The 23,478-nt window shown below is 71.7% G+C and carries 21 protein-coding genes and 2 riboswitches; of the genes, 8 read left to right on the forward strand and 13 right to left on the reverse strand.

Annotated elements, in window-relative coordinates; all coding sequences use genetic code 11:
* Positions 1–54: 54 nt before the first annotated feature.
* From ACFZBX_RS18430 to ACFZBX_RS18450, 5 genes are all read right to left on the reverse strand, one after another.
* Complete coding sequence (locus ACFZBX_RS18430) at positions 55–1,119, reverse strand: NlpC/P60 family protein (protein WP_391534783.1); 1,065 nt, start codon at positions 1,117–1,119, stop codon at positions 55–57.
* Between the two features lie 251 nt (positions 1,120–1,370).
* Positions 1,371–2,570, reverse strand: coding sequence for an NlpC/P60 family protein (locus tag ACFZBX_RS18435; RefSeq protein ID WP_391534784.1), 1,200 nt, complete (start codon positions 2,568–2,570; stop codon positions 1,371–1,373).
* A gap of 10 nt (positions 2,571–2,580) precedes the next feature.
* Positions 2,581–2,737: riboswitch (cyclic di-AMP (ydaO/yuaA leader) on the reverse strand.
* Between the two features lie 345 nt (positions 2,738–3,082).
* On the reverse strand, positions 3,083–4,126 hold the full coding sequence (locus tag ACFZBX_RS18440; protein WP_391534785.1) for an NlpC/P60 family protein: 1,044 nt from the start codon (positions 4,124–4,126) through the stop codon (positions 3,083–3,085).
* Positions 4,127–4,337: 211 nt separating this feature from the next.
* On the reverse strand, positions 4,338–5,684 hold the full coding sequence (locus ACFZBX_RS18445; protein WP_391534862.1) for an NYN domain-containing protein: 1,347 nt from the start codon (positions 5,682–5,684) through the stop codon (positions 4,338–4,340).
* Between the two features lie 308 nt (positions 5,685–5,992).
* Positions 5,993–6,256, reverse strand: coding sequence for a hypothetical protein (locus ACFZBX_RS18450; protein WP_380760786.1), 264 nt, complete (start codon positions 6,254–6,256; stop codon positions 5,993–5,995).
* 200 nt (positions 6,257–6,456) lie between these two features.
* On the opposite strand from ACFZBX_RS18450, the gene ACFZBX_RS18455 reads away from it, so the two are divergent.
* Together ACFZBX_RS18455 and ACFZBX_RS18460 are read left to right on the forward strand one after the other, a co-directional pair.
* Positions 6,457–7,305 (forward strand): rhomboid family intramembrane serine protease, encoded by an 849-nt coding sequence (locus tag ACFZBX_RS18455; RefSeq protein ID WP_391534786.1) that lies wholly within the window; start codon positions 6,457–6,459, stop codon positions 7,303–7,305.
* Entirely contained in the window at positions 7,302–7,583 is a 282-nt protein-coding gene (locus ACFZBX_RS18460; protein ID WP_350549500.1) for an Lrp/AsnC ligand binding domain-containing protein, read from the forward strand. The genes ACFZBX_RS18455 and ACFZBX_RS18460 overlap by 4 nt, the downstream gene beginning before the upstream one ends.
* Before the next feature lie 17 nt (positions 7,584–7,600).
* Here the strand turns inward: ACFZBX_RS18460 and ACFZBX_RS18465 are convergent, their stop codons facing one another.
* The 3 genes from ACFZBX_RS18465 to ACFZBX_RS18475 form a co-directional block, all read right to left on the reverse strand.
* Positions 7,601–8,965, reverse strand: coding sequence for an aminotransferase class V-fold PLP-dependent enzyme (locus ACFZBX_RS18465; protein ID WP_391534787.1), 1,365 nt, complete (start codon positions 8,963–8,965; stop codon positions 7,601–7,603).
* Between the two features lie 52 nt (positions 8,966–9,017).
* Positions 9,018–9,135: riboswitch (SAM riboswitch) on the reverse strand.
* Positions 9,136–9,242: 107 nt separating this feature from the next.
* Entirely contained in the window at positions 9,243–10,319 is a 1,077-nt protein-coding gene (gene trpD / locus ACFZBX_RS18470; RefSeq protein ID WP_391534788.1) for an anthranilate phosphoribosyltransferase, read from the reverse strand.
* 140 nt (positions 10,320–10,459) lie between these two features.
* On the reverse strand, positions 10,460–10,885 hold the full coding sequence (locus tag ACFZBX_RS18475) for a hypothetical protein (RefSeq protein WP_380760777.1): 426 nt from the start codon (positions 10,883–10,885) through the stop codon (positions 10,460–10,462).
* Positions 10,886–11,276: 391 nt separating this feature from the next.
* Here ACFZBX_RS18475 and ACFZBX_RS18480 point away from each other — a divergent pair, with 391 nt between their 5' ends.
* From ACFZBX_RS18480 to ACFZBX_RS18500, 5 genes are all read left to right on the forward strand, one after another.
* Positions 11,277–11,897, forward strand: a complete 621-nt coding sequence (locus tag ACFZBX_RS18480) for a heme-copper oxidase subunit III (RefSeq protein WP_344335583.1) — start codon at positions 11,277–11,279, stop codon at positions 11,895–11,897.
* Positions 11,898–12,084: 187 nt separating this feature from the next.
* Entirely contained in the window at positions 12,085–12,894 is an 810-nt protein-coding gene (locus tag ACFZBX_RS18485) for a c-type cytochrome (RefSeq protein ID WP_391534789.1), read from the forward strand.
* A gap of 8 nt (positions 12,895–12,902) precedes the next feature.
* Positions 12,903–13,961, forward strand: coding sequence for a Rieske 2Fe-2S domain-containing protein (locus ACFZBX_RS18490; protein ID WP_391534790.1), 1,059 nt, complete (start codon positions 12,903–12,905; stop codon positions 13,959–13,961).
* On the forward strand, positions 13,958–15,616 hold the full coding sequence (locus ACFZBX_RS18495) for a cytochrome bc complex cytochrome b subunit (protein ID WP_391534791.1): 1,659 nt from the start codon (positions 13,958–13,960) through the stop codon (positions 15,614–15,616). Before ACFZBX_RS18490 ends, ACFZBX_RS18495 begins: the two co-directional genes overlap by 4 nt.
* 118 nt (positions 15,617–15,734) lie before the next feature.
* The gene (locus ACFZBX_RS18500) at positions 15,735–16,118 is read left to right on the forward strand and encodes a GntR family transcriptional regulator (protein ID WP_391534792.1); all 384 of its coding nucleotides are present in this window, start codon (positions 15,735–15,737) and stop codon (positions 16,116–16,118) included.
* A gap of 18 nt (positions 16,119–16,136) precedes the next feature.
* On the opposite strand, the gene ACFZBX_RS18505 is transcribed toward ACFZBX_RS18500, so the two are convergent.
* The 4 genes from ACFZBX_RS18505 to coxB form a co-directional block, all read right to left on the reverse strand.
* The gene (locus tag ACFZBX_RS18505) at positions 16,137–17,393 is read right to left on the reverse strand and encodes an Ig-like domain-containing protein (RefSeq protein ID WP_391534793.1); all 1,257 of its coding nucleotides are present in this window, start codon (positions 17,391–17,393) and stop codon (positions 16,137–16,139) included.
* Between the two features lie 172 nt (positions 17,394–17,565).
* Positions 17,566–17,982, reverse strand: coding sequence for a cytochrome c oxidase subunit 4 (locus tag ACFZBX_RS18510; RefSeq protein ID WP_344335590.1), 417 nt, complete (start codon positions 17,980–17,982; stop codon positions 17,566–17,568).
* Positions 17,979–19,757, reverse strand: coding sequence for a cytochrome c oxidase subunit I (ctaD, locus tag ACFZBX_RS18515; RefSeq protein ID WP_391534794.1), 1,779 nt, complete (start codon positions 19,755–19,757; stop codon positions 17,979–17,981). The genes ACFZBX_RS18510 and ctaD overlap by 4 nt, the downstream gene beginning before the upstream one ends.
* Positions 19,754–20,608, reverse strand: coding sequence for a cytochrome c oxidase subunit II (gene coxB / locus ACFZBX_RS18520; protein WP_380764143.1), 855 nt, complete (start codon positions 20,606–20,608; stop codon positions 19,754–19,756). The genes ctaD and coxB overlap by 4 nt, the downstream gene beginning before the upstream one ends.
* A gap of 365 nt (positions 20,609–20,973) precedes the next feature.
* Between coxB and ACFZBX_RS18525 the strand changes: the two genes are divergently transcribed.
* Positions 20,974–22,368 carry a cysteine desulfurase/sulfurtransferase TusA family protein gene (locus tag ACFZBX_RS18525; RefSeq protein WP_391534795.1) on the forward strand — a complete coding sequence of 465 codons (1,395 nt, stop codon included), beginning with the start codon at positions 20,974–20,976 and terminating at the stop codon, positions 22,366–22,368.
* Here the strand turns inward: ACFZBX_RS18525 and ACFZBX_RS18530 are convergent.
* Complete coding sequence (locus ACFZBX_RS18530; RefSeq protein WP_391534796.1) at positions 22,361–23,338, reverse strand: carbohydrate kinase family protein; 978 nt, start codon at positions 23,336–23,338, stop codon at positions 22,361–22,363. The genes ACFZBX_RS18525 and ACFZBX_RS18530 overlap by 8 nt on opposite strands.
* Between the last annotated feature and the right edge of the window lie 140 nt (positions 23,339–23,478).

The following is a 23,478-nucleotide window of genomic DNA, read 5'->3' on the forward strand; positions in this document are numbered from 1 at the left end:
GCAGCAGGGCGGTGCGCCGGGACGGCCTGCGGCCGGCGGCGGGATCCGGGCGGCTCAGAGCCGGATCACCCCCGAGACGGGCATCGTGGTGACGCTCTCGTAGCGGACCTTGGCCCCCGGGTAGGGGGCGTGCACGATCACCCCGCCGCCGGCGTACATCCCGACGTGGTGCATGTCCCGGTAGAAGATCACCAGGTCCCCCGGCCGCGCTTCGGAGAGGCTGACCCGCCGCCCGGCGTACGCCTGGGCCTGCGAGGTGCGCGGCAGGGTCACTCCGGCCTGCCGCCAGCTCCAGTACATCAGACCGGAACAGTCGAACGCCTTGGGCCCGGTGGATCCGTACACATAGGGCGCGCCGATCATCCGCACCGCGGCGGCCAGCGCGGCGGCGCCGCGTTCGGAGGCCGGCGGGGTGTCGCCGAGGTCCAGCCGGTCCTTGCCCCGGGTGGCGCGCTGCTCCGCGTCGTGGGCGTCCTGGGCGGCGAGCCGGGCGCGCTCGGCGGTGCCCAGGCTGTTCAGCAGCCGCTGGGCCTTGGCGAGCCGCTGCTGGATCTGCTGCTTGCTCTCGGCGAGCGCCTTGCGGGTCTGCTCCAGTTCGGCGAGCTTGGCGGTGGTCTCGGCCCGGCGCTGGTCGAGCACCCGCTGACGGCCCAGCAGCTCGTGCAGGGTCTCGTTCTGCCGCTCGGCGGTCTGGTCGAGGGCGCGGGCCCGGGAGAGGTAGCCCGCCGGGTCGGTGGCGAGCATCAGCTGGACGGTCCTGGTCATCCCGCCGCCGCGGTACTCGGCGCCGGCCACCGTGGCGAGGTCGCCGCGCAGCCGGTTGAGCTCGTCCTGGCCGACGGCGATCTGCCCCTGGAGCGTGCCGGTCTCGTTCTGGAGCCGCTGCTGGGCCTCCTGGGCGGCGTTGAACCGCTCGGAGGCCTGCTCGGCCTCGTCGTAGAGCTGCTCCACCTGCGCCTTGACGTCCTTGCGGTCGACCGGGGCGTCCGGCGCGCCGGGTACGGCCTGGGCGCTGCCGCCGGTCGCCACGCCCAACGCGGTGGTGGCCGCCGCGGTGAGCACCAGCGCCCGGGCGAGCACCTGCGCACCTGACAGCGGGGAACGGCGGTGCACGGCCATGCGACGTCGGCTCCGATCCTGGGCCCGACCCGCTGCCGCACCGGGGTGGGCGGCTGTCGAAGCGGGCGTCCGGTGGCAGACGTTAGCGAGTCCGGGCAACCGAATCCAAACCCCTCCGAACCCGAATATTCAGACACTTATCGGACGTCAGATCGGTTCGCGGACCGAGCGTCCCGGCGGGCCCGGAAAAGTCGCGGGCCCGGCCTCCCCGCACGGGGAGACCGGGCCCGACGAAGCCTGTCGGCCGACGGTCAGATGCGCACGATGCCGGTGACCGGCATGTTGGACGCCGCCTCGTAGCGGACCGACGCGCCCGGCTTCGGGGCGTGGATGACCTGGCCGCCGCCGACGTAGATGCCCACGTGGTGGCGGTCGCCGTAGAAGATCACCAGGTCGCCGGGCTGGGCCTTGGAGATGTCCGTACCGATCTGGGCGCCGGCGGTGGCCTGCGCCTGCGAGGTGCGCGGCAGCGACACGTTGGCCTGGGCGTACGCCCAGCTGGTGAGGCCCGAGCAGTCGAAGGAGTTCGGGCCCGTGGCGCCGTACACGTACGGGGAGCCCAGCTTGCTCTCGGCGGCGGCGATCGCGGCGGCGGCACGCGAGCCGTTGGCGGCCGGGGCGGCGGGCGCGGCCGGCTTGGCGGCCGCGGTGGCCGGGGCCGACGGGGAGGACGCCGCGGGGGCCGAGGAGCCGGTGGACGGCGCGCTCAGGTTGGTCCGGTTGTTGTCGCGGGAGGCGCGCTCGGCCTCGGCCTTCTCCTTGGCGGCCTTGGCGGCCTCCGCCTTGGCGGCCTCCGCCTTCGCCTTGGCCTCGGCGGCGGCCTTCTCCTCGGCCGCGCGGAGGGCCTGGCGCTCCTGCTCGGTGAGCGTGTTGAGCAGGTCCTGGGCCTTCTGCAGCTTGCCCTGGACGTCCTCCTTGGAGCTCTTCAGCTGCTGGGTGGTGGACTCCAGCTCGGCGAGCTTGGCCTGGGTCTCGGTGCGGTCCTGGTCGAGCCTGCGCTGCTGCTCCTGGAGCTCCTTCAGCGCGCCGGACTGGGTGGACCCGGCCTGGTTCAGGGCGTCGGCCTGGTTGAGGAAGTTGTCCGGGCTGGCGGAGAGCATCAGCTGGACGGTCTGCGAGATGCCGCCCGTGCGGTACTGCTCGCCGGCGATCTCGGCGAGGCCGCCCTGGGCCTCCGTCACCACGGCCTGCTGGCGGGCCACCTTGTCCTGCAGCTCGGCGACCTGCTTCTGCAGCTCCTGCTGCTTGGCCTGGGCGCCGTTGTACTTCTCGGTGGCGACCTCGGCCTGCTCGTTGAGCTGGTCGACCTGCTCCTTGACCTGGTCCTTGGTCGGCGCCGGGTCGGCGTGGGCGCCGGACTGCGCGGACAGGGCAACGGCAGCGGCGGCGACACCGGTCAGGATCGAGACACGGGTGCGGCCGGCGGGCTTGGGACGACGATGGGACGCCACGAAGGCGGACTCCTTCTTCCTCATCCGCCTACCGGGTGAGCTGACGGGTTCGGGCGGAAGCGTGCCCTACGACGCCTCACCCGCCGCTCCCGCGGCCGGCCTGGCGCCGATTCACCCCGGAGGAACGTGGTTCCCCGGCTCCGCTCCACAGCGGGCCCCCGACTGCTGGACCCTCACTCGGACGGGCGACCCGGAAGGCCCCGTCCCGCTGCTTCACGAACTCGGCGGCGAACCCCGCCGCCACCCAGGCTGGGTGATCGACTGTGCGTGGTTCGAAGCAAGACCCTAGTAACAGATCCGTGATCCGTTCAAATCCTTGTCAGAAAAAAGCCGGAAGAATACCCAAGTTCTTTTGTGAATATGACCGAGTGTGACCACACCCCCACAAGCGGCTGATCATTCTCCGTCAGGCGGTCGAACACCCACCCGAAACGCCTCGCGCCACCCCCGGTTCGGAGGTGGCGCTGATCACAGGGGCGTCGACGGGCCCCCGGGCGTGTCGTGCCGGTCCGTCAGACCCGGCGAATGGTGTTGATCTTCATGGCGTCGGCCTTCATCACCTTCACCACGTCACCGGTGCGCGGCGCGTGCACCACCATGCCGTTGCCGATGTACATCCCGACGTGGCTGCGGTCGTCGCGGTAGATGACCAGGTCGCCCGGCTGGGCCTCGGCGATCGACGGCACCCGGGTGCCGTAGTTGCCCTGCGCCTGCGAGGTGCGCGGCAGCGAGACGCCGGCCTTCCCGTACGCCCAGACCATCAGGCCGGAGCAGTCGAAGCCGCTCGGGCCGGTGGCGCCCCAGACGTACGGCGAGCCCGTCTTGCTCATCGCCAGGGAGACCGCGGCGCCCGCCTTGCCGCTCGCCTGCGGCAGGCTGCCCAGGTCGGTGCGCTCGGAGCCGCGCGAGGCGCGCTCGGACTGCTGCTGCTGCGCCTTCAGGGCGGCCCGCTCGGAGGCGCTGAGCGAGTTCAGCAGGTCCTGGGCCTCCTTCAGCTTCTTGTTGACCTCGGCCTTGGACTGGTTCAGGTCCTTGGTCGTGCTGTCCAGCGAAGCCAGGACGGCGGCCGCCTCGGCCTTCTGCTGGTCGAGCCGGCGCTGCTGGTCCTGGAGGCCCTTCAGCGCCTCGGCCTGGCTGGAGCTGGCCTGCTGCACGCTGGAGGCCTTGTCCAGGTAGCCGGACGGGTCGGAGGTCAGCATCAGCTGGACGGACGGGTCGATGCCGCCGGTGCGGTACTGCTCGCCCGCCACCTCGGCCAGCCCGGCCTGAAGCTGGGTCATCTGCTCCTGGCCGCGGGCGACCTGGTCCTGGAGCTGGTCCGCCTGCTTGCGCAGCTGGTCCGCGCGCTCCTTGGCGCCGTTGTACTTCTCGGTGGCCTGCTCGGCCTCCTCCTGCAACTGGTCGATCTGCGCCTTCACGTCGTCCTTCTTGGGCGACGGGCTGGGCGCGGCGTGAGCGGCGACCTGGGCGGAGAGGGCGACCGCGGTCGCAGCGGCAGCGGTGAGCACGGAGACCCGCGCGCGGCTCGGCTGCTTGGGACGGCGGTGGGAGGCCAAGGGACCGGCTCCTTCTTCCAATGGCCTCACCCGAACGGGTGAGAATCCGGAAAATAGGTTTGACGCCAGACACTAGTCAAGATCCACGGTTCGCGCCACTCCCCCGATCGCGTGAACCTGGACCGCCCATCTGACTTCACAAAACTCGCACAACACCGCAATCCGGGCGCTGACCAGCCGTCATACCGACCGGCCCGCACCCCGGAAGCGGTTACGGCCGGGCCAGCCGGTTCAGCAGGAGCACCGATGCGACGGGGCGCGCGCCGGCCTTCCGCACGCCCTCCGCGACCTCCCGGTCGGTGGAGACCACCACCACCGGGCGCCCCTGCGGCTCGGCCCGCACCAGCCGGCGGATCAGCTCGTCCGCCGTCTCCCCGGTCCGGCTGAACCGCACCCGCACCCCGCGCGGCGGCGCCATGATCACCGGCACGTCCAGGTCCTGGCCGTCGAACACACAGGTGACCTCCGCCTGGGTGCGCTGCGCCAGCATCGCCAGCCCGCCCAGCAGCCGGATCCGCTGCTGCTCCAGCGGCAGCGTCGGATAGCCCGTCTTGGTCACGTTGTAGCCGTCCACCACCAGATGGACCTGCGGGATCGCCAGCAACTGGTCCAGCAGCGCCGGATCGTCCTCGGCCAGACCGCGCCGCGCCACGTCGTGCGGCGAGGCCGCGCCCGGCACCACCGCCTCCACCAGGTCCGCCGGACGGATCTGGGACACCGGCAGCGCCAGCTCCCGCTGCAGCCCCTGGGCCGACTGCAGCACGGTGTCCAGCAGCAGCCGCAGCCGCATGTCCTCGACGCTGCGCCCCTCACGGGCCGACCGGCGGTTCTGCTCGACGGCGTTCTCCAGCTCCGTGACCCGGTGCCGCAGCCGGCGCGCCTCGCTCTCCGCCGTGCTCCGCTCGGCCGCGGCCTGCGCCCTGGCCGCCTCCAGCTCGGCGGCCACCTTGCGGGTCTCCGCCTGCGCCCGGCGGGTGTCGCTCTCCAGCGACCGCAGTCTGCGGCGCAGCGAGTCCGCCTCGCGCCGGACGTCCTCCGACTCGGCCCGCTGGCGCTCCAGGTCGGAGCGCGCCGCGGAGCGCACCTCGGCCAGCTCGGCCTGCAACTTCTCCACCAGCCGGGCCGCCTCGGCCGCCGCACCCTCGGCGCCCGCCCGCTCGGCTTCCTCGCCGGCCTCGGCCACCAGCCGGCTCCACCCGGCGGAGCGCACCAGGTAGGCGGCCGCCGCCACGTCCATCGGGTCGGCGGCGCCCGGCACGGTGCCCGACTCCAGCGCCCTGACCAGGTCCGGCTGGCCCAGCCGCAGCCGCTCCGCTATCCGCGAGCGGAAGGCCGGCTCCGCCTCCAGGGCCGCCGCCAGCGCGGTCGCCGCGTACTTGGCCCGGCGCGCGGGGGTGAACTTGGCGTACTGGCGCAGCGACTGGGGCAGTTCCGCGAGCGGCAGCCCGCCCAGCGCGTCGGAGGCGAGGCCCACCACGCGCCGGCGCACGCCCTCGGGCAGCGGCCGGTCCAGCGTCTCCGCGTCGCCCGCGCCTGCGGCGTCCCCGCCGTCGCGCACCGACCCCTCGACGGCTGCCGCCGGGTCGTCACCGCCGCCGGACTCCTCGCCGGCGGCCGCCTCGGCCGGGGCCCCGGTGCCGGAGGGGGCGGCTCCTGCCGCGTCCGGCGCCTGCGCGTCCACAGCGGGCTGCCGCCCCTGCGGGCCGCCGGGCTCCTTCGCTGCGTCCACCACGTCCTCGGCTCCGATCCTGGTCCAGCGGGGTACGGCCCCGGCCGCCACCCCCGTCACACTCCGTACGTTCCCTCTGTATTGTCCCGTGCGGCGACCGGCCACGCCCTGCACCGCCCGCCGCACGGATCAGGCGGTCAGGCCTGCTCGGGGGCCTCGGCGCCATCGGCCGCGCCGGGGCGGGCCACCAGCTCGACCTGGTCGACCGCGTTGCACCAGCGGCAGCGCACCGACTCGACGGTTTCGCTGAGCACCTGGGTCTCCTCGACCTTCGACTCGCCGGCCAGGTCGAAGTGGAGGAACTCGGTGACCCGGGCGGTCCGGGTCACGTCGAAGCGGGTCAGGTTGCCGCAGAGCGTGCAGCGCCAGCGCGTCTCGGCGGTCAGGGCGGGGACGGTCATCGGGGGTCCTCTCGGGTGGTCCCTGAACGGGCTCAGGCGCTCCCCCCGGAGCCCCGGCGTCGGCGGCGGGAGGCGGGAATGCCCGGCCCAAGCCTATTGCCTGGGGCAACCTTCGCGGCCACCGGCCGACCGGCCCCCGCCGGTAGCCCACCTGCCGTAACCGCGCGGTGCCCGCCCGGTGCCGGAGGGATGCTGGGCCCATGGCGATCCCGGTCCTCCCCGCCCACCCCGGCGCGCGCCGCGGCCGGCCGGCCGGCACCGCCCCGGCCGTCTGCTACGCGCTGATCGCGCTCAACACCGCGGTCTTCCTGCTCGGACCGGCCGCCGGTCTCAACCCGCTCTACGGCCGCGGCCAGAGCCGGGTCTGCGCGGAGCAGCGCTACGAGCAGCGCTGGGGCGCCGTCCCCGCCGAACTGCTGACCGGGCGCCCCCTGACCGCCGGCCAGCTCGCCGAGGCCCCCGACCCGGTGCCCGGCTGCCCGGCCGCGCCGACCCCGGGCAAGCACCCGGCGCTCTCGGTGCTCAGCGCGCTGTTCCTGCACGCCGGCTGGCTGCACCTGCTCGGCAACCTGCTCTTCCTGCACGTCTTCGGACCGACCGTGGAGCGGCGGCTGGGGCGCTCCCGGTTCCTCCTCTTCTATCTGGCGTCCGGGGCGCTGGCCACCTACGGCTTCGCACTGGCCGAGGCGCACTCGGCGGACTCGACCAGGGTGCTGATCGGCGCCTCCGGGGCGATCTCCGCCGCGCTCGGCGCCTATCTGCGCTTCCACCCGCGGGCCAGGGTCACCACGCTCGTGCCGCTGCTGCTCTTCCTGCCGCTGCGCTTCCCGGCCTGGCTGGTGCTGGGGCTCTGGTTCGCCCTGCAGTGGTGGTCGGTGCACTCCGCCGGGCCCGGGGTGGCGTACCTGGTGCACGTGATCGGCTTCGCGGCCGGTTTCCTCTACGCCTGCACCCTCACCGAGCGCCGTCCGCGGGCCACCCGCCCCCGCGACGGTGCCGCCGACGCCCGATACCCTGGCGGCACCTCACAAAGGAGTACGCCACCGTGATCACCGCCATCGTCCTGATCAAGACCAGCGTCGACCGCATCCCGGAGATCGCCGAGGCGATCGCCGCCATCGAGGGCGTCAGCGAGGTCTACTCGGTGACCGGTGGCTACGACCTGGTCGCGATGGTGCGGGTGGCCCGGCACGACGACCTCGCCGAGGTGATCCCCGGCCGCCTCAACAAGGTCCCGGGCGTGGCCCACACCGAGACCCAGATCGCCTTCCGCACCTACTCCCAGCACGACCTGGAGGCCGCGTTCGCGATCGGCCTGGACGAGTAGGCCACGCCTTCGGGGGCTCAGCCCTCGCGGCGGGTGTCCGCCACGCAGCGACCGCCCTCGTTGCGGTAGGTCCAGGCCGCGCCGTCCGTGACCAGCTCGCGGACGGCGGTCAGGAACCGCTCCACGTGCTCGTCCGGGGTGCCCGCGCCGAAGCTCACCCGGATCGCGTTCAGGCTGCGCTCGCCGGGCAGCGACGGCTCCGGCGCGCCGCACTCCGAGGGCGCCGCCTCCTCGTCGCCGAGCAGGGTGCGCACCAGCGGGTGGGCACAGAACAGGCCGTCGCGGACCCCGATGCCGTACTCGGCGGACAGCGCGGCCGAGAAGTGCGAGCTGTTCCAGCCCCGGACGACGAAGGAGAGCACGCCCACCCGGTCCGATTCGGCGCCGAACAGGTTCAGCACCCGGACCTCCGGGATCTGCGCCAGCCCGTCCTTCAGCCGCGCGACCAGCTCCCGCTCGCGGGCCTCCAGCGCGTCGAACCCGGCCTCGGTGAGCGCCCGGCAGGCCGAGGCGATCGCGTAGGCGCCGATGACGTTGGGCGAGCCGGCCTCGTGCCGGGCCGGGCCGGTGTGCCACTGCACGGCCACCGAGCCGTCGGTCTCCCGGGCCACCGTGCGGGTGGCGCCGCCGCCGGCCAGGTACGGCTCGGCCTCGTCCAGCCAGTCGGCCCGGCCGGCCAGCACCCCGGCGCCGAACGGCGCGTACAGCTTGTGGCCGGAGAAGGCGATCCAGTCGACGTCCAGCTCGCGCACCGAGACCCGGTGGTGCGGGGCCAGCTGCGCGGCGTCCAGCACCACCCGGGCGCCGTGGCGGTGCGCGGTGCGGGTCAGCTCCGCGACCGGCCACAGCTCGCCGGTGACGTTGGAGGCGCCGGTGACGCAGAGCAGCTTCGGGCCCTCGGGCGCGCCGGCCAGCGCGGCGTCGAAGGCGGCGACCGCCTCGGCGTGCGAGCGGGGGGCGCGCAGGTAGGTGACGGGCAGGCCGGCGTGCGCCCAGGGCAGCAGCGAGGCGTGGTGCTCGGTCTCGAAGGCGAACACCTGGGTCCCGGCCGGGACGGCGCCGGCCAGCAGGTTGAGCGAGTCGGTGGTGGCGCGGGTGAAGACCACCTGGTCGCCCTCGCGCAGGTCGAGGAACTCGGTGACGGTGCGGCGGCTCTGCTCGAACAGGTCGGTGGAGAGCTGCGACAGGTAGCCGGCACCGCGGTGCACGCTGCCGTAGTAGGGGGCGTAGGCGGCGACGTCGTCCCAGACCCGCTGGAGCGCCGGGGAACTGGCGGCGTAGTCGAGCGCCGCGTAGCCGACCTTCTCGCCGTTGGCGAGCGGGACCTGGACGTCGTGGCCGAGGACCGGAAGCGGGGCGCGGAAGGAGGTGGCGAGGGACATGAGGATGCACTCCTGTGACGGGTCAGGGACCCCGGGAGTGCGTTCAGTCCGGCGTCCGCGCTTGCCACGCGGACCGATCGCCGCGTGACCCGGTCCTCACCCAGGGCACCCCGCCACGGACGGAGGGTTGCCGGACAGCCAGCTGGGGCTTGACGCTGTCGCTCATGACCTGGCGAAGACTCTAGGTCGCGTGCGTCCCGCGGTCAAACAGGAGTCCGTATCCCGGACAGCCGCAGGGGCCCGTGGGAGGTGTCTCCCACGGGCCCCGACTCCCGTGTCACGCCCGGGTGGTGGCCTCCGACCAGTGCTTCAGCAGATCGCGCGCCGCGCCCGAGTCGATCGCCGCGGCGGTGCGCCGCATCGCGGCCCCGAGCTGCTCGGCGAGCGGCGCGTCGGTCAGGTCGAGCGCCACCAGCGCGGCCGCCGAGTTCAGCAGCACCGCGTCCCGCACCGGCCCGTGCTCCCCGGCCAGCAGCCGGCGCGCGACCTCCGCGTTGTACGCCGGGTCCCCGCCGCGCAGCGCCTCGATGCCGACCGGCTCGATGCCGACGTCGCGCGGGTCGAAGGAGGTCTCGGTGACGTCGCCGTCCCGGACCACCCAGACCCGCGAGGTGGTGGTGACGGTCAGCTCGTCCAGCCCGTCGTCACCCCGGAAGACCAGCGCGCTGGCACCGCGCCGCGCCAGCACGCCGGCGATCAGCCCGGCGAGGCGGGTGTCGAAGCAGCCGATCGCGTGCGCGGTGACCCGGGCCGGATTGGTGAGCGGGCCGAGGATGTTGAAGGCGGTCGGCACCCCGAGCTCGCTGCGCGCCGGGCCGGCGTGCCGCATCGACGGGTGGAAGGTGGCCGCGAAGCAGAAGGTGAGCCCGACCTCCTCGGCCACCTCGGCGACCCGGCGCGGCCGCAGGTTCAGGCTGATGCCCAGCTTCTCCAGCACGTCCGAGGAGCCGCTGGCCGAGGAGGCGGCCCGGTTGCCGTGCTTGACCACCTTGGCACCGGCCGCCGCGGCGACGATCGCCGACATGGTGGAGATGTTGACGGTCTTGGCCCGGTCGCCGCCGGTGCCGACGATGTCCACCGCCGGGCCGGGGATGAGCAGCGGCTCCGCGTGGGAGTACATCGAGTCGACCAGACCGGAGATCTCGTCGACCGTCTCGCCCTTGGCCCGCAGCGCCACCATGAAGCCGGCGATCTGCACCGGGGAGGCCTCCCCGCTCATGATCCGGTCCATCGCCCACGCGGTGGCCGAGCGGTCGAGGTCCTCCCCCCGCAGCAGCGCCGACAGGATGTCCGGCCAGGTGCGGACCACCTGCGCGGGCTCGCTACCGCCGTTCGCAGGCTGCACGTTCACCATGACCGACTCCAGCTCTCGCTCCCCGCGGACGGGGAAGGACGTAGGGACGGAGTCAGCCTATCGAGCGGCGGGGCCCCGGGCTCCGCCGTTCACCCTTCTTCTCTTGTACTGAGACGCCGGCGTGAGACACCGGCCCCGCCCTAACGCGCGGCGGGCGTCCGCTTGGCCAGCCGGGCCCGCAGCAGGGTGGCGGCGGCCCCGGCCAGCGCCACCGGGTCCACCGGCTGGGAGATCGCCGCGTCGGCCCGGCTCCACGCCGCCAGCCAGGAGTCCTGCGGCCGGCCGATCAGCACCAGCAGCGGCGGGCAGCCGTAGATCTCGTCCTTCAACTGCCGGGCGAGCCCGAGCCCGCCGGCCGGAACCGCCTCGCCGTCCAGCACGCAGAGGTCCACCCCGCCCTTCTCCAGCGCCTTGAGCACCGCGGGGGTGGTCGCGCACTCCAGGTACTCCAGCTCCGGCAGGTCCTCCGCGGGCCTGCGGCCGAGAGCGGTCAGCACCTGCTCGCGGGTGGTGCGGTCGTGGCTGTAGACGAGAACGGTCAAGGTCTCGTCGGTCGTGTACGCCATGGGCCTGCTCCCTCACGTGTGATCCGGACCACGTTCGCCTCTCCCCGGATGCTACTCCCGATCACCCGCCGCCGAGCCCTTCCGGGGAGATCCTCCTCGGCCGGGCGCCCCCGCGACTGGTCCGGGCGGAGCACCGCGCGTCACCCCGCCCGCACAGACCACCCGTACGGCGGACGGGTGGTCTCTCCCCTTACTACCGACGGCCCCGAAGGGCCGTCGCGACACGCCGCGAAGGGCCCCGAAGAGGCCTTCCAACAACCGTCAGAAAAGGGACACGCCGCTGCTCAGCAGGGGTACCGACAGCCCATCGGGTGCCAGGGGGGCATACCGCACGCACCGGACACTCCGACGGACACCCCCCGGCGTGAAGACGGAATAAGGGACCGACATAATGTCCGTCGTGGCGACAGCAACAGCAGTAGAAACCGGGCACGCGCACGGATCGGTCAACCGGCCGAACATGGTCAGCGTCGGAACGATCGTCTGGCTCAGTTCCGAGTTGATGTTCTTCGCGGCCCTCTTCGCGATGTACTTCACGCTCCGCTCCGTCAAGGGGCCGGAGTTCTGGACCGAGAAGGCGCACGCCCTCAACGTGCCCTTCTCCTCGGTCAACACCACGATCCTGGTGCTCTCCTCGCTCACCTGCCAGCTCGGTGTCTTCGCCGCCGAGCGTGGGGACGTGAAGAAGCTCCGCTCGTGGTTCATCATCACCTTCGTGATGGGCGCGATCTTCATCGGCGGCCAGGTCTTCGAGTACACCGAGCTGGTCAAGAAGGACGGTCTGACGCTGTCCTCCGACCCGTACGGCACGGTGTTCTACCTGACCACCGGCTTCCACGGTCTGCACGTGACGGGTGGTCTGATCGCCTTCCTGCTGGTCCTGGGACGGACGTACGCAGCAAAGCGCTTCACGCACGAGCAGGCCACCGCCGCGATCGTGGTGTCGTACTACTGGCACTTCGTCGACGTCGTGTGGATCGGCCTCTTCGCGACCATCTACCTGATCAAGTAACCAGCTGATCAGGTCGCTGGCCACCGGCCTCGGGTCCCGCCCTCACCGGCGACGGCCCGATTTCGCCGGTGCCGACGCTCCCACCGACCGACCGCGCGCGCAGCCCTAGACAGGCAGCCTCGTGCCGGCCAGACCGGCCGCCGGGTGCACCCACCAGTCGACCAGATCCTGACACCGGGGTTATTCCGTGAAAAAGCTCTCCGCACGACGGCGCCACCCACTGGCGGCGCTGGTCGTCCTACTTCTCGCCCTGGCGGCAACCGGGGGGCTGTACGCCGCGTTCGCGCCCGCCGACAAGGCGCAGGCCGACGTCGCCGCGCAGTCGCTCGCGATCGACGAGGGCAAGAAGCTCTTCGCCGTGGGCTGCTCCTCCTGCCACGGCCTGAACGGCCAGGGCACCAGTGACGGTCCGAGCCTGGTCGGCGTCGGCTCCGCCGCGGTGGACTTCCAGGTGGCCACCGGCCGCATGCCTGCCCAGCAGCCCGGCGCCCAGGTGCCGCGCAAGCCGAACATCTACTCGCAGGCGGAGATCGACCAGCTCGCCGCCTTCGTCGCCTCGCTCGGCCCCGGCCCGGTGACGCCGACCGATGAGCAGTTCACCTCGACCAACCCCGAGGACCTTGCCAAGGGTGGCGAGCTGTTCCGCACCAACTGCGCCCAGTGCCACAACTTCGCCGGCCAGGGCGGTGCCCTGACCCAGGGCAAGTACGCCCCGTCGCTGGAAGGCGTGGACGCCAAGCACATCTACGAGGCCATGCAGACCGGCCCGCAGAACATGCCCTCGTTCCCGGACAGCATCATGCCCGAGGAGCAGAAGAAGCAGATCGTGGCCTTCGTACGCCACACCACCAACGATGAGCCCAACCCCGGCGGTCTCACGCTCGGCAGCCTCGGTCCGGTGACCGAGGGTCTGTTCGGCTGGATCTTCGGTCTCGGCGCGCTCATCGCGGTCGCGATCTGGGTCGCCGCCCACACCACCAAGGCCAAGAAGTCATGAGCCACGACATGTCAGAAGAGAAGCTCCCGGAGTCGCACGGCTCCGCCGGGCACCACGAGGTTGCCGCCCACGGTGACCCGTTCGCCGACCCCGGCCTGCCGGCCCACGAGCCGCGCCGCACCGACATCGACGAGCGGGCCGCCAAGCGGGCCGAGCGCCAGGTGTCGCTGATGTTCGTCGTGTCGATGATCGCCACCGTCGGCTTCATCGCCTCGTACGTGGCCATCGACCCGGACAAGATCGTCTACATCTGGCCGCTGGGCCACGTCAGCGCGATGAACTTCGCGCTCGGCATGACCCTCGGCGTCGCCCTGTTCCTGATCGGCGCGGGCGCGGTCCACTGGGCCCGCACCCTGATGTCGGACCACGAGATCCCGGCCGAGCGTCACCCGATCGAGGCCGACGACGAGGTCCGCGCCGACGTCATCGAGCAGTTCAAGACCGGTGCCGCGGAGTCCGGCTTCGGCCGCCGCAAGATGATCCGCAACACCCTCATCGGTTCGATGGCGCTGGTCCCGCTCTCCGGCGTGGTCCTGCTCCGCGACCTGGGCCCGCTGCCCGAGGACAAGCTTCAGCACACCGGCTGGGACGAGGCCACCGAGGCCAAGCCCCTGCAGCTGATCAACATGAACACCAACCTGCCGATGAAGGCCGAGGACATCATCCAGGGCTCCCTGGTGTTCGCGATGCCCGAGGGTCTGACCACGCACTCCGAGGACTTCCAGGTTCGCATCGCGAAGGACGCCCTCATGCTGGTGCGCATCGCGCCGGAGGACATCAAGGACGAGAAGTCCAAGGAGAAGGGTTTCGAGGGCATCCTCGCCTACTCCAAGATCTGCACCCACGTCGGTTGCCCGATCAGCCTGTACGAGCAGCAGACCCACCACGCGCTCTGCCCGTGCCACCAGTCGACCTTCGACCTGGCGGACGGCGCGCGCGTCATCTTCGGCCCGGCCGGCCACCCGCTGCCGCAGCTGAACATCACCACTGACGAGAAGGGCTTCCTGGTCGCCCACGGCGACTTCGACGAAGCCGTCGGCCCGAGCTTCTGGGAGCGTGCTCGATGAGCAGTGCGAGCAGCACCAAATCCGGCGCCGCCAAGCCGGCCAGCACGCGCGCCAAGCCCGCGAACAAGTGGGAGGCCGCGGCCGACTGGACGGACGGCCGGCTGGGGATCTACTCCCTCGCCAAGGCCAACCTGCGCAAGATCTTCCCGGACCACTGGTCCTTCATGCTGGGCGAGATCTGCCTCTACACCTTCGTCATCATCATCCTGACCGGCGTCTACCTGACGCTGTTCTTCAAGCCCTCGATGGGCGAGGTCATCTACAACGGCTCGTACGTGCCGCTCAAGGGCCTCCCGATGTCCGAGGCCTACGCCTCGACGGTCGACATCAGCTTCGAGGTGCGCGGCGGTCTGCTGGTCCGCCAGATCCACCACTGGGCCGCCCTGGTCTTCGTGGCGGCGATGCTGGTGCACATGATGCGCGTCTTCTTCACCGGCGCGTTCCGCAAGCCCCGCGAGGTCAACTGGGTCTTCGGCTTCCTGCTGCTGGTCCTGGGCATGTTCGACGGCTTCTTCGGCTACTCGCTGCCGGACGACCTGCTGTCGGGCACCGGTATCCGCTTCATGGAAGGCGCGATCCTCGCCGTCCCACTGGTGGGCACCTACATCCAGATGTTCCTGTTCGGCGGCGAGTTCCCGGGCACCGAGATCGTGCCCCGGTTCTTCACCATCCACGTGCTGCTGATCCCGGGCATCATGCTCGGCCTGCTGGTGGCGCACCTGATCCTGGTCTTCTACCACAAGCACACCCAGTGGGCGGGCCCGGGCAAGACCGAGAAGAACGTCGTCGGCATGCCGCTGATGCCGGTCTACATGGCCAAGGCCGGCGGCTTCTTCTTCCTGGTGTTCGGCGTCATCGCCGCCATCTCGGCGATCGCCACCATCAACCCGGTCTGGTCGGTCGGCCCGTACCGCGCGGACCAGGTGTCCACGGACGCCCAGCCCGACTGGTACATGGGCTTCTCCGAGGGTCTGATCCGCCTGATGCCGGGCTGGGAGATCGGCCTGTGGGGCCACACCCTCAACCTGGGTGTCCTGGTCCCGCTGGCGATCTTCCCGCTGGTGCTGGTCTCGATCGCGGTCTACCCGTTCATCGAGGGCTGGATCACCGGTGACAAGCGCGAGCACCACATCCTGGACCGCCCGCGCAACGCCCCGGTCCGCACCGCGCTGGGCGCCGCCTGGATCAGCCTCTACCTGATCCTGCTGGTCGCCGGCGGCAACGACCTGTTCGCCACCCACCTGCACCTGTCGATCAACTCGGTCACCTACTTCGTCCGCGTCGGCTTCTTCGTCATCCCGGTCGTGGTCTTCATCGTCACCAAGCGCTGGTGCCTCGGCCTCCAGCGCCGGGACAAGGAGAAGGTGCTGCACGGCCGCGAGACCGGCGTCATCAAGCGCCTGCCGCACGGCGAGTTCATCGAGGTGCACGCCCAGCTGCCGCAGCAGGACCTGCACAAGCTCACCGCGCACGAGCAGGTCCAGCCGTACGAGCTGCCGGCCGAGACCGACGAGAACGGCGTGGCCCGCAAGGCCGGCGTCCTCTCCCGGACCCGGGCCAAGCTCGCCCGCGGCTTCTACGGCGAGGGCAGCCAGATCCCCAAGCCGACCGCCGAGGAGCACCACGAGATCACCAGCGGCCACGGCCACCACTGATCCCGTACGCACCCCCGCGTCACTCCCGAGGGCCGCTGACCAGAGTTCTTCTGGTCGGCGGCCCTCGGGCTTTGCCGTACCCGCGCCCCTCCCCCGAAGCGAACCCCAGGAGCCCACCGTGCAGCTGTCCGTCGACCCGGCCTCGGCCACTCCCCCGTACGAGCAGATCCGCGCCCAGATCGCCGAGCAGGCCCGCACCGGCGAGCTGGCCACCGGGCTGCGGCTGCCCACCGTCCGCGCGCTGGCCGAGACGCTCGGGCTGGCCGCCGGAACGGTCGCCCGCGCCTACCGGGAGCTGGAGGCGGACGGGGTGGTGGAGACGCACGGCCGGCGCGGCACCCTGATCGCCGCGGTCGGCGACTCCGCGCACCGGCTGGCCGCCGCGGCCGCCGCCGAGTACGCCGAGCGGGCCCGGCGGCTCGGCGTGCCGCTCGCGGACGCCCTGGCCGCCGTGGACGGCGCGCTGCGGGTGGCGTACCGGGACGACGCCGCGGAGGGCTAGCGGACCTGCGCGGCCCCGTCAGAGCTGCGGGGCGATCATCCCGGTGGCGGGCGCCCGGGTGACCGGGGCGGTGGTGCTGACGGGCCCGCCGAGGGCGCTGTGGCCGAGCCACTCGGCCCAGGTGATGTTCCAGTCGCCGAAGCCGTTGCCGAACGGCTCCATGGTCTTGCCACGGCTGTTCACCACCGTCACCAGGTCCCCCACCCTGGTGTTCTGGTAGAACCAGCGGGCGTTCTCGGTGCTCATCCCGGTACAGCCGTGGCTGACGTTCTCCACGCCCTGGGAGCCCACCGACCAGGGCGCGGCGTGCACGTACTCGCCGCTCCAGGTGACCCGGGTGGCCCACTCGACGTCGAGGTCGTAGGACTCCTCGCTGCCGGCCGCTATGCCGATCGTCTCGCCGCTCATCCGGACCTTGCGCTCCTGGCCCAGCACCACCTTGACGCCGTTGCGGGTGTCGAAGCCGGGCTTGCCGGTGGTCACCGGCATCGTCCGGACCACCTGGCCGTCGCGCTTGAGGGTCAGCTGGTGCGCGGCCGCGTCCACCACCGTCTCGACGCGCTCGCCGATCCGCAGCGCCAGGGCGGCCCGGTCGCCGCCGTACAGGCCCTCGGAGATCCGGCTGCCGGTGGCCTCGAAGACCAGGCTGACGGTGGTTCCGGTGGGCCAGTAGTCCTCGGGACGGAAGTGCACGTTCCGGTCGTCCACCCAGTACCAGCCGCCGGTGACGGCGGGCTGCGAGACGACCGTCAGCGCGCGCTCCACCTCCTGGCGGGCCTGCGGCTCCTTGACCGCCTCGGAGAGCTGGACGGTGAGCGGCTGGCCCACGCCGTAGACGCCGCTGCCGGAGGAGTCCGGGCCGAGCTTGGCGGTCAGCAGGTGCTGGGCGGCCAGGGTGGAGAAGCCCGCGGTGGTCTCGCCGCGGCCGCCGCGGCCGTCGTCGGCGGCGATCCGCACGGTGTAGGAGGTGGCGGCCTTGAGCCGTCCGGTGGTCTGCCAGCTGCGCTGGTCCTCGGACAGCCGCCCGGCGACCACCCGCCCGTCCGGGCCGACGACGGTGACGTCGGTCAGCCGGCTGCCCGGCTCGGCGGTCACCGTGAGCGGCTGGGCGGGGTCCGCCCGCTCGGTGACGGACAGGTGCACCAGCGCGGCGGCGTCGACCTTGCGGACCGCCCCGCCGTCGTCGCCGCCGGAGGTGCAGCCCGCCAGCGGGACCAGTACGACGAGGGCCAGCGTGATGCCACCGAGACCCGCGATTCCGCGTCTGTCGGCCATGACCGCCTCCCGGGGTTTCGCACGATTGGTCAGATCGTAGGAACCGCCTCCGGCCGAGCGACAACCGAATGGGGCGCCGTTGGGCCGCCGGGGTGAGGCCGTCACTCCGGGGACGCAACAGGGCCGGGCATCCCGTGCGGGATGCCCGGCCCTGTGCGAGGGGAGCCAGTGCCTACTGGTTCTGGTTCTCGCCCCGGTAGAACTCGAAGACCCAACCGAACAGACCGATCAGGATGATCGGCAGCGACCAGAACATCAGCCACCAGCCGAAGATCACGCCGAGGAAGGCGAGCGCGCCGCCGACCGCGAGCGAGAGCGGCTGCCAGCTGTGCGGGGCGAAGAAGCCCAGCTCGCCGGAGTCGTCCGCGACCTCGGCCTCGGGGTTGTCACCCGCGCCGCTGTCCACCCGGCGGGCGGTGAAGGCGAGGTAGTAGCCGATGAAGGCGCACAGGCCGAAGGCGAGGAACAGCGCGGTGGTACCGGCGGCCTCGATGCCGTGGTCGGAGCTGTTGGTCCACAGGCCGTAGGTGATCGCCATGGCCAGCACGAAGACCGACAGGCCCAGGAAAATCTTGCCCTGTTCCTTCATCGGGCGTCACCCTCCTTCTTGCCCTTGCCCAGCTGCGGGGCGTCGTACTTCGCCGGGGTCACACCGGCGAGGTGCTTGGCCGGCTCGCCGTGGTTCTCCAGGTAGTCCAGCGCGGCGATCTCCGGGTAGTGGAGGTCGAAGGCCGGGGATTCGGAGCGGATCCGGGGCAGGGTGAGGAAGTTGTGCCGCGGCGGCGGGCAGGAGGTCGCCCACTCCAGCGAGCGGCCGTAGCCCCACGGGTCGTCGACCTCGATCTTCTCGCCGTACTTGGCGGTCTTCCAGACGTTGTAGAGGAACGGCAGGATCGACAGACCGAGCAGGAACGAACCGATGGTCGAGACGGTGTTCAGGGTGGTGAACCCGTCGGCGGCCAGGTAGTCGGCGTAGCGGCGGGGCATGCCCTCCGCGCCGAGCCAGTGCTGCACCAGGAAGGTGGCGTGGAAGCCGAAGAACAGCGTCCAGAAGGTGACCTTGCCGAGGCGCTCGTCCAGCATCTTGCCGGTCATCTTCGGCCACCAGAAGTGGAAGCCGGCGAACATCGCGAAGACGACGGTGCCGAAGACCACGTAGTGGAAGTGGGCGACGACGAAGTACGAGTCCGAGACGTGGAAGTCGATCGGCGGGGAGGCCAGCAGCACACCGGTCAGACCACCGAAGAGGAAGGTCACCAGGAAGCCGACGGTCCACAGCATCGGGGTCTCGAAGCTGAGCGAGCCCTTCCACATGGTGCCGACCCAGTTGAAGAACTTCACACCGGTCGGGACGGCGATGAGGAACGTCATGAAGGAGAAGAACGGCAGCAGCACCTGGCCGGTGACGTACATGTGGTGGGCCCACACCGTCACGGACAGACCGGCGATCGCGATGGTGGCCGCGATCAGGCCGGAGTAGCCGAACATCGGCTTGCGGCTGAAGACCGGGATGATCTCCGACACGATGCCGAAGAACGGCAGCGCGATGATGTACACCTCGGGGTGGCCGAAGAACCAGAACAGGTGCTGCCAGAGCAGCGCACCGCCGTTGGCCGGGTCGAAGACGTGCGCCCCGAACTTGCGGTCCGCCTCCAGGGCGAACAGCGCGGCGGCCAGGACCGGGAAGGCCAGCAGGATCAGCACCGCGGTCAGCAGGACGTTCCAGGTGAAGATCGACATCCGGAACATCGTCAGGCCGGGGGCCCGCATGCAGATGATCGTGGTGATGAAGTTGACCGCACCCAGGATGGTGCCGAAGCCGGAGAAGGCCAGACCCATGATCCACATGTCGGCGCCGATGCCCGGCGAGCGGACCGCGTCCGACAGCGGCGCGTAGGCGAACCAGCCGAAGTCGGCGGCACCCTGCGGGGTGATGAAGCCGGCGACGGCGATCAGCGAGCCGAACAGGTACAGCCAGTAGGCGAACATGTTCAGACGCGGGAACGCGACGTCGGGCGCGCCGATCTGCAGCGGCATGATCCAGTTCGCGAAACCGGCGAACAGCGGCGTCGCGAACATCAGCAGCATGACCGTGCCGTGCATCGTGAACGCCTGGTTGAACTGCTCGTTCGACAGGATCTGGGTCCCCGGACGAGCCAGCTCGGCACGCATGACCAGCGCCAGCACGCCGCCGATCAGGAAGAACGCGAACGACGTCGCCAGGTAGAGCGTGCCGATCGTCTTGTGGTCAGTGGTGGTGAGCCACTTGATGATGGTGGAACCCGGCTTCCGGGTCCGCTGCGCCCCGACCGTGACGGCCCCGGCGCCCCCGCCGGCCGCGGCGGGCTCGTTGAGGATGGTCACTTCTCTTCACTTCCCATGGTCGTGATGCCGGAGGGCACCGCGCCGGTCTGACCCTTGGCCCGCAGGTCCTTCAGGTGCTGGTCGTACTCGGCACGGTCGACGACCTTCACGTTGAACAGCATGCGCGAGTGGTCGACGCCGCAGAGCTCGGCGCACTTGCCCATGTACTCACCCTTGACGGTCGGGGTGACCTCGAACTTGTTGACCACACCCGGCACGACGTCCATCTTCATCATGAAGTTGATGGGCCAGAAGTCGTGGATCACGTCACGAGAGGTGAGGCGGAACTGCACCGTCTCGTCGACCGGCAGGTACAGGGTCGGCGGCTCGCCGGGGGTACCCACCTCGTACGCGGCCTCCTGGTTGGCCGGGTCCGGGGTCTCGGTGTTCTCGTAGTTGAACGCCCAGCTCCACTGGAAGCCCACCACGTTGACGGTGTGCTGGGGCTTCTCGGAGACGGCGATCAGCTTCGACTCGTCGCGGGCGACGAAGTAGAAGAGGACCGACACGATGATGATCGGGACCGCGGTGTAGAGCGCCTCGATGGGCACGTTGTACCGGGTCTGCGGGGGGACCTGCACGCCGGTGCGGCTGCGCCGGTGGAAGATCACGCTCCAGATGATCAGACCCCACATCAGTACGCCGACCACCAGCGCCGCGATCCAGGAGCCCTGCCACATGTGGAGGACCATCGGCCCTTCCTTGGTGACGGGGCTCGGGAGGCCAAGCCTGGGGAGGTCGTTGGCCGAGCAGCCGGTGGCGGTCGCGATGACGAGGCCCAGTGCCAGCGCCTGAGGCAGCTTCCGCCGCATCGTGCGCCGCGGCGAGCGGTCGGAGCCGTTGGGACTCACGTAGCGCCTTCCCGAAGTCTCGCCCGCCTTCGCGTCGCCCCGGGGAGGCTTCCCCTCCTCGGCGACCCGTCCACGGGCACGGTTTGAATGCTTATGCGGGCCAAACCCTACTCCAGCCTTATGCGCTGCTGACGGGCAGGTCCCGGTAACGCGCCGCCCGGACACCCGATCAGGCCCGGCAGGGGCTGCGCCGCAGGTCATCCTAGGCATTCGGGGTCCGTACGCCCGATCGGGGGATGACCTCGGACAACGTGTATGACGCCCCGTCGGACGCGGACTATCCGGACATTCTGGATGATCGACTGACGACCGTTGAGCCGCCGCCGGAGCCCGGAACACACCCGGGAGTGTCGTTAAATGTGACCGTGTACTTCGATGTGGCCTCCACCGCACCGCTCCACCCCGTCGCCCGGCAGGCGCTGACCGCCGCCCTCGACGAGGGGTGGGCCGACCCGGCCCGGCTCTACCGCTCCGGGCGGCAGGCCCGGATGCTGCTGGACGCCGCCCGGGAGACCGTGGCCGGGGTGCTCGGCTGCCGGGCCGACGAGATCTCCTTCACCGCCAGCGGCACCCAGGCCGTCCAGCTCGGGGTGCTGGGCGCGCTGCACGGCAACCGGCGGCGCGGCCGGCACCTGGTGCACTCCGCCGTCGAGCACTCCAGCGTGCTGCACACCGCGGAGCGCCACGAGGCGGCGGGCGGCGAGGTGACCTCGGTTCCGGTGGACCGGCTCGGCCGGGTCGACCCGGCGGCGTTCGCGGCGGCGCTGCGGCCGGACACCGCGCTCGCCGTGCTGCAGTCCGCCAACCACGAGGTGGGCACCGTGCAGCCGGTCGCCGAGACCGCCGACCGCTGCGGGGACGTGCCGCTGCTGGTGGACGCCGCGCAGAGCGCCGGGCGGGTGGACGTGCCGGCCGGCTGGTCGCTGCTGGCGGCCAGCGCGCACAAGTGGGGCGGGCCGGCCGGGGTCGGGGTGCTCGCGGTGCGCAAGGGCGTGCGGTACGCCTCGCCGCTGCCCGCCGACGAGCGCGAGGGCGGCCGGGTGCCGGGGTACGTCAACGTGCCGGCGATCGTCGCGGCGGCGGCCTCGCTGCGGGCGGTGCGGGCCGAGGCCGAGCGGGAGAACGCCCGGCTGCACCAGTTGGTCGAGCGGATCCGGGCCCGGGTGCCGCGGCTGGTGCCCGAGGTCGAGGTGGTCGGCGACCCGGTGCGGCGGCTGCCGCACCTCGTCACCTTCTCCTGCCTGTACGTGGACGGCGAGGTGCTGCTCGGCGAGCTGGACCGGGCCGGGTTCGCGGTCTCCTCCGGCTCCTCGTGCACCTCCTCGACGCTGACGCCCAGCCATGTGCTGGCGGCGATGGGGGTGCTCACCGAGGGCAACGTCCGGGTCTCGCTGCCGTTCGGCACCGGGGAGGCGGACGTCGAGCGGTTCCTGACCGTGCTGCCGGAGGTGGTGGCGGGCGTCCGGGCGCCGCTGGGGCTGGACCTGGCGCCGCCGGCGGGGGCCGGGGAGGCGTCCGACGGGACGCTCACCATCGACGCGCTGGGCAAGCGGTGCCCGCTGCCGGTGATCGAGCTGGCCAAGCGGATCGGCGAGGTGCCGGTGGGCGGGACGGTCGCGGTGCTGGCCGACGACGAGGCGGCCCGGCTGGACGTCCCGGCCTGGTGCGCGATGCGCGGGCAGGAGTACCTGGGCGAGGCCCCGGCCGCCGGGTACGGCGGCGACCGGGGCTCGGCCTACCTGGTGCGGCGGGTCAGCTGACCAGGTGCGCGCCGACCTCGGCGCCGGCGGCCTCGCCGTAGGCGGCGGTGAAGCGCTGCAGGAAGTCGTGCGGGCGCAGCTCGTACTCCTGGGTGCCGACGGTCTCGATCACCAGGGTGGCGAGCATGCAGCCGACCTGGGCGGCGCGCTCCAGCTCCAGGTCCCAGGAGAGGCCGGCCAGGAAGCCGGCGCGGAAGGCGTCGCCGACGCCGGTCGGGTCGGCCTTGGCGGTCTCGGGGGCGCAGCCGACCACCACCGGGGCCTCGCCCTTGCGCTCGATCCGGACGCCCTTGCTGCCCAGGGTGGTCACCCGGGTGCCGACCCGGGTGAGGATCTCGTCGGAGTCCCAGCCGGTCTTGGTCTCGATCAGCGCGGCCTCGTACTCGTTGGTGAAGAGGTACGCGGCGCCGTCGACGATCTCGCGGATGTCGTGGCCGTCGAGGCGGGCCAGCTGCTGGGAGGGGTCGGCCGCGAAGGCGTAGCCGCGGGTGCGGCACTCCTGGGTGTGGCGGACCATCGCCTGCGGGTCGTCGGCACCGATCAGCACCAGGTCGAGGCCGCCGACGCGGTCGGCGATCGGCTGGAGCTCGATGTTGCGGGCCTCGGCCATCGCCCCGGTGTAGAACGAGGCGATCTGGTTGTGGTCCTCGTCCGTGGTGCACATGAAGCGCGCGGTGTGCCGGGTCTCGGAGATGTGGACGGAGCGGCAGTCCACGTTGTTGCGCTCCAGCCAGCTGCGGTACTCGGCGAAGTCCGCACCGGCGGCGCCGACCAGGACCGGGCGCAGGCCCAGGACACCCATGCCGAAGGCGATGTTCGGCGCGACGCCGCCGCGGCGGATGTCGAGGGTGTCGACCAGGAAGGACAGCGACACGGTGTGCAGCTGCTCGGCGACCAGCTGGTCGGCGAACCGGCCGGGGAAGGTCATCAGGTGGTCGGTCGCGATCGAGCCGGCGACGGCGATACGCACGGGGTCTCCTCAGGATGGCGGCGGGGCCATGGGGCAACGGAGTGGAACCCACCCACGGTACCCGGCGGAGGCGGGGCGCCAGCAAGAGCGCGAACACTCCGGGTGCGGTCGGCTGTCACCCGTCGTCCCCGAACGTGTAC

It is taken from the genome of Kitasatospora sp. NPDC008115, from assembly GCF_042957205.1.
GTDB lineage: Bacteria > Actinomycetota > Actinomycetes > Streptomycetales > Streptomycetaceae > Kitasatospora.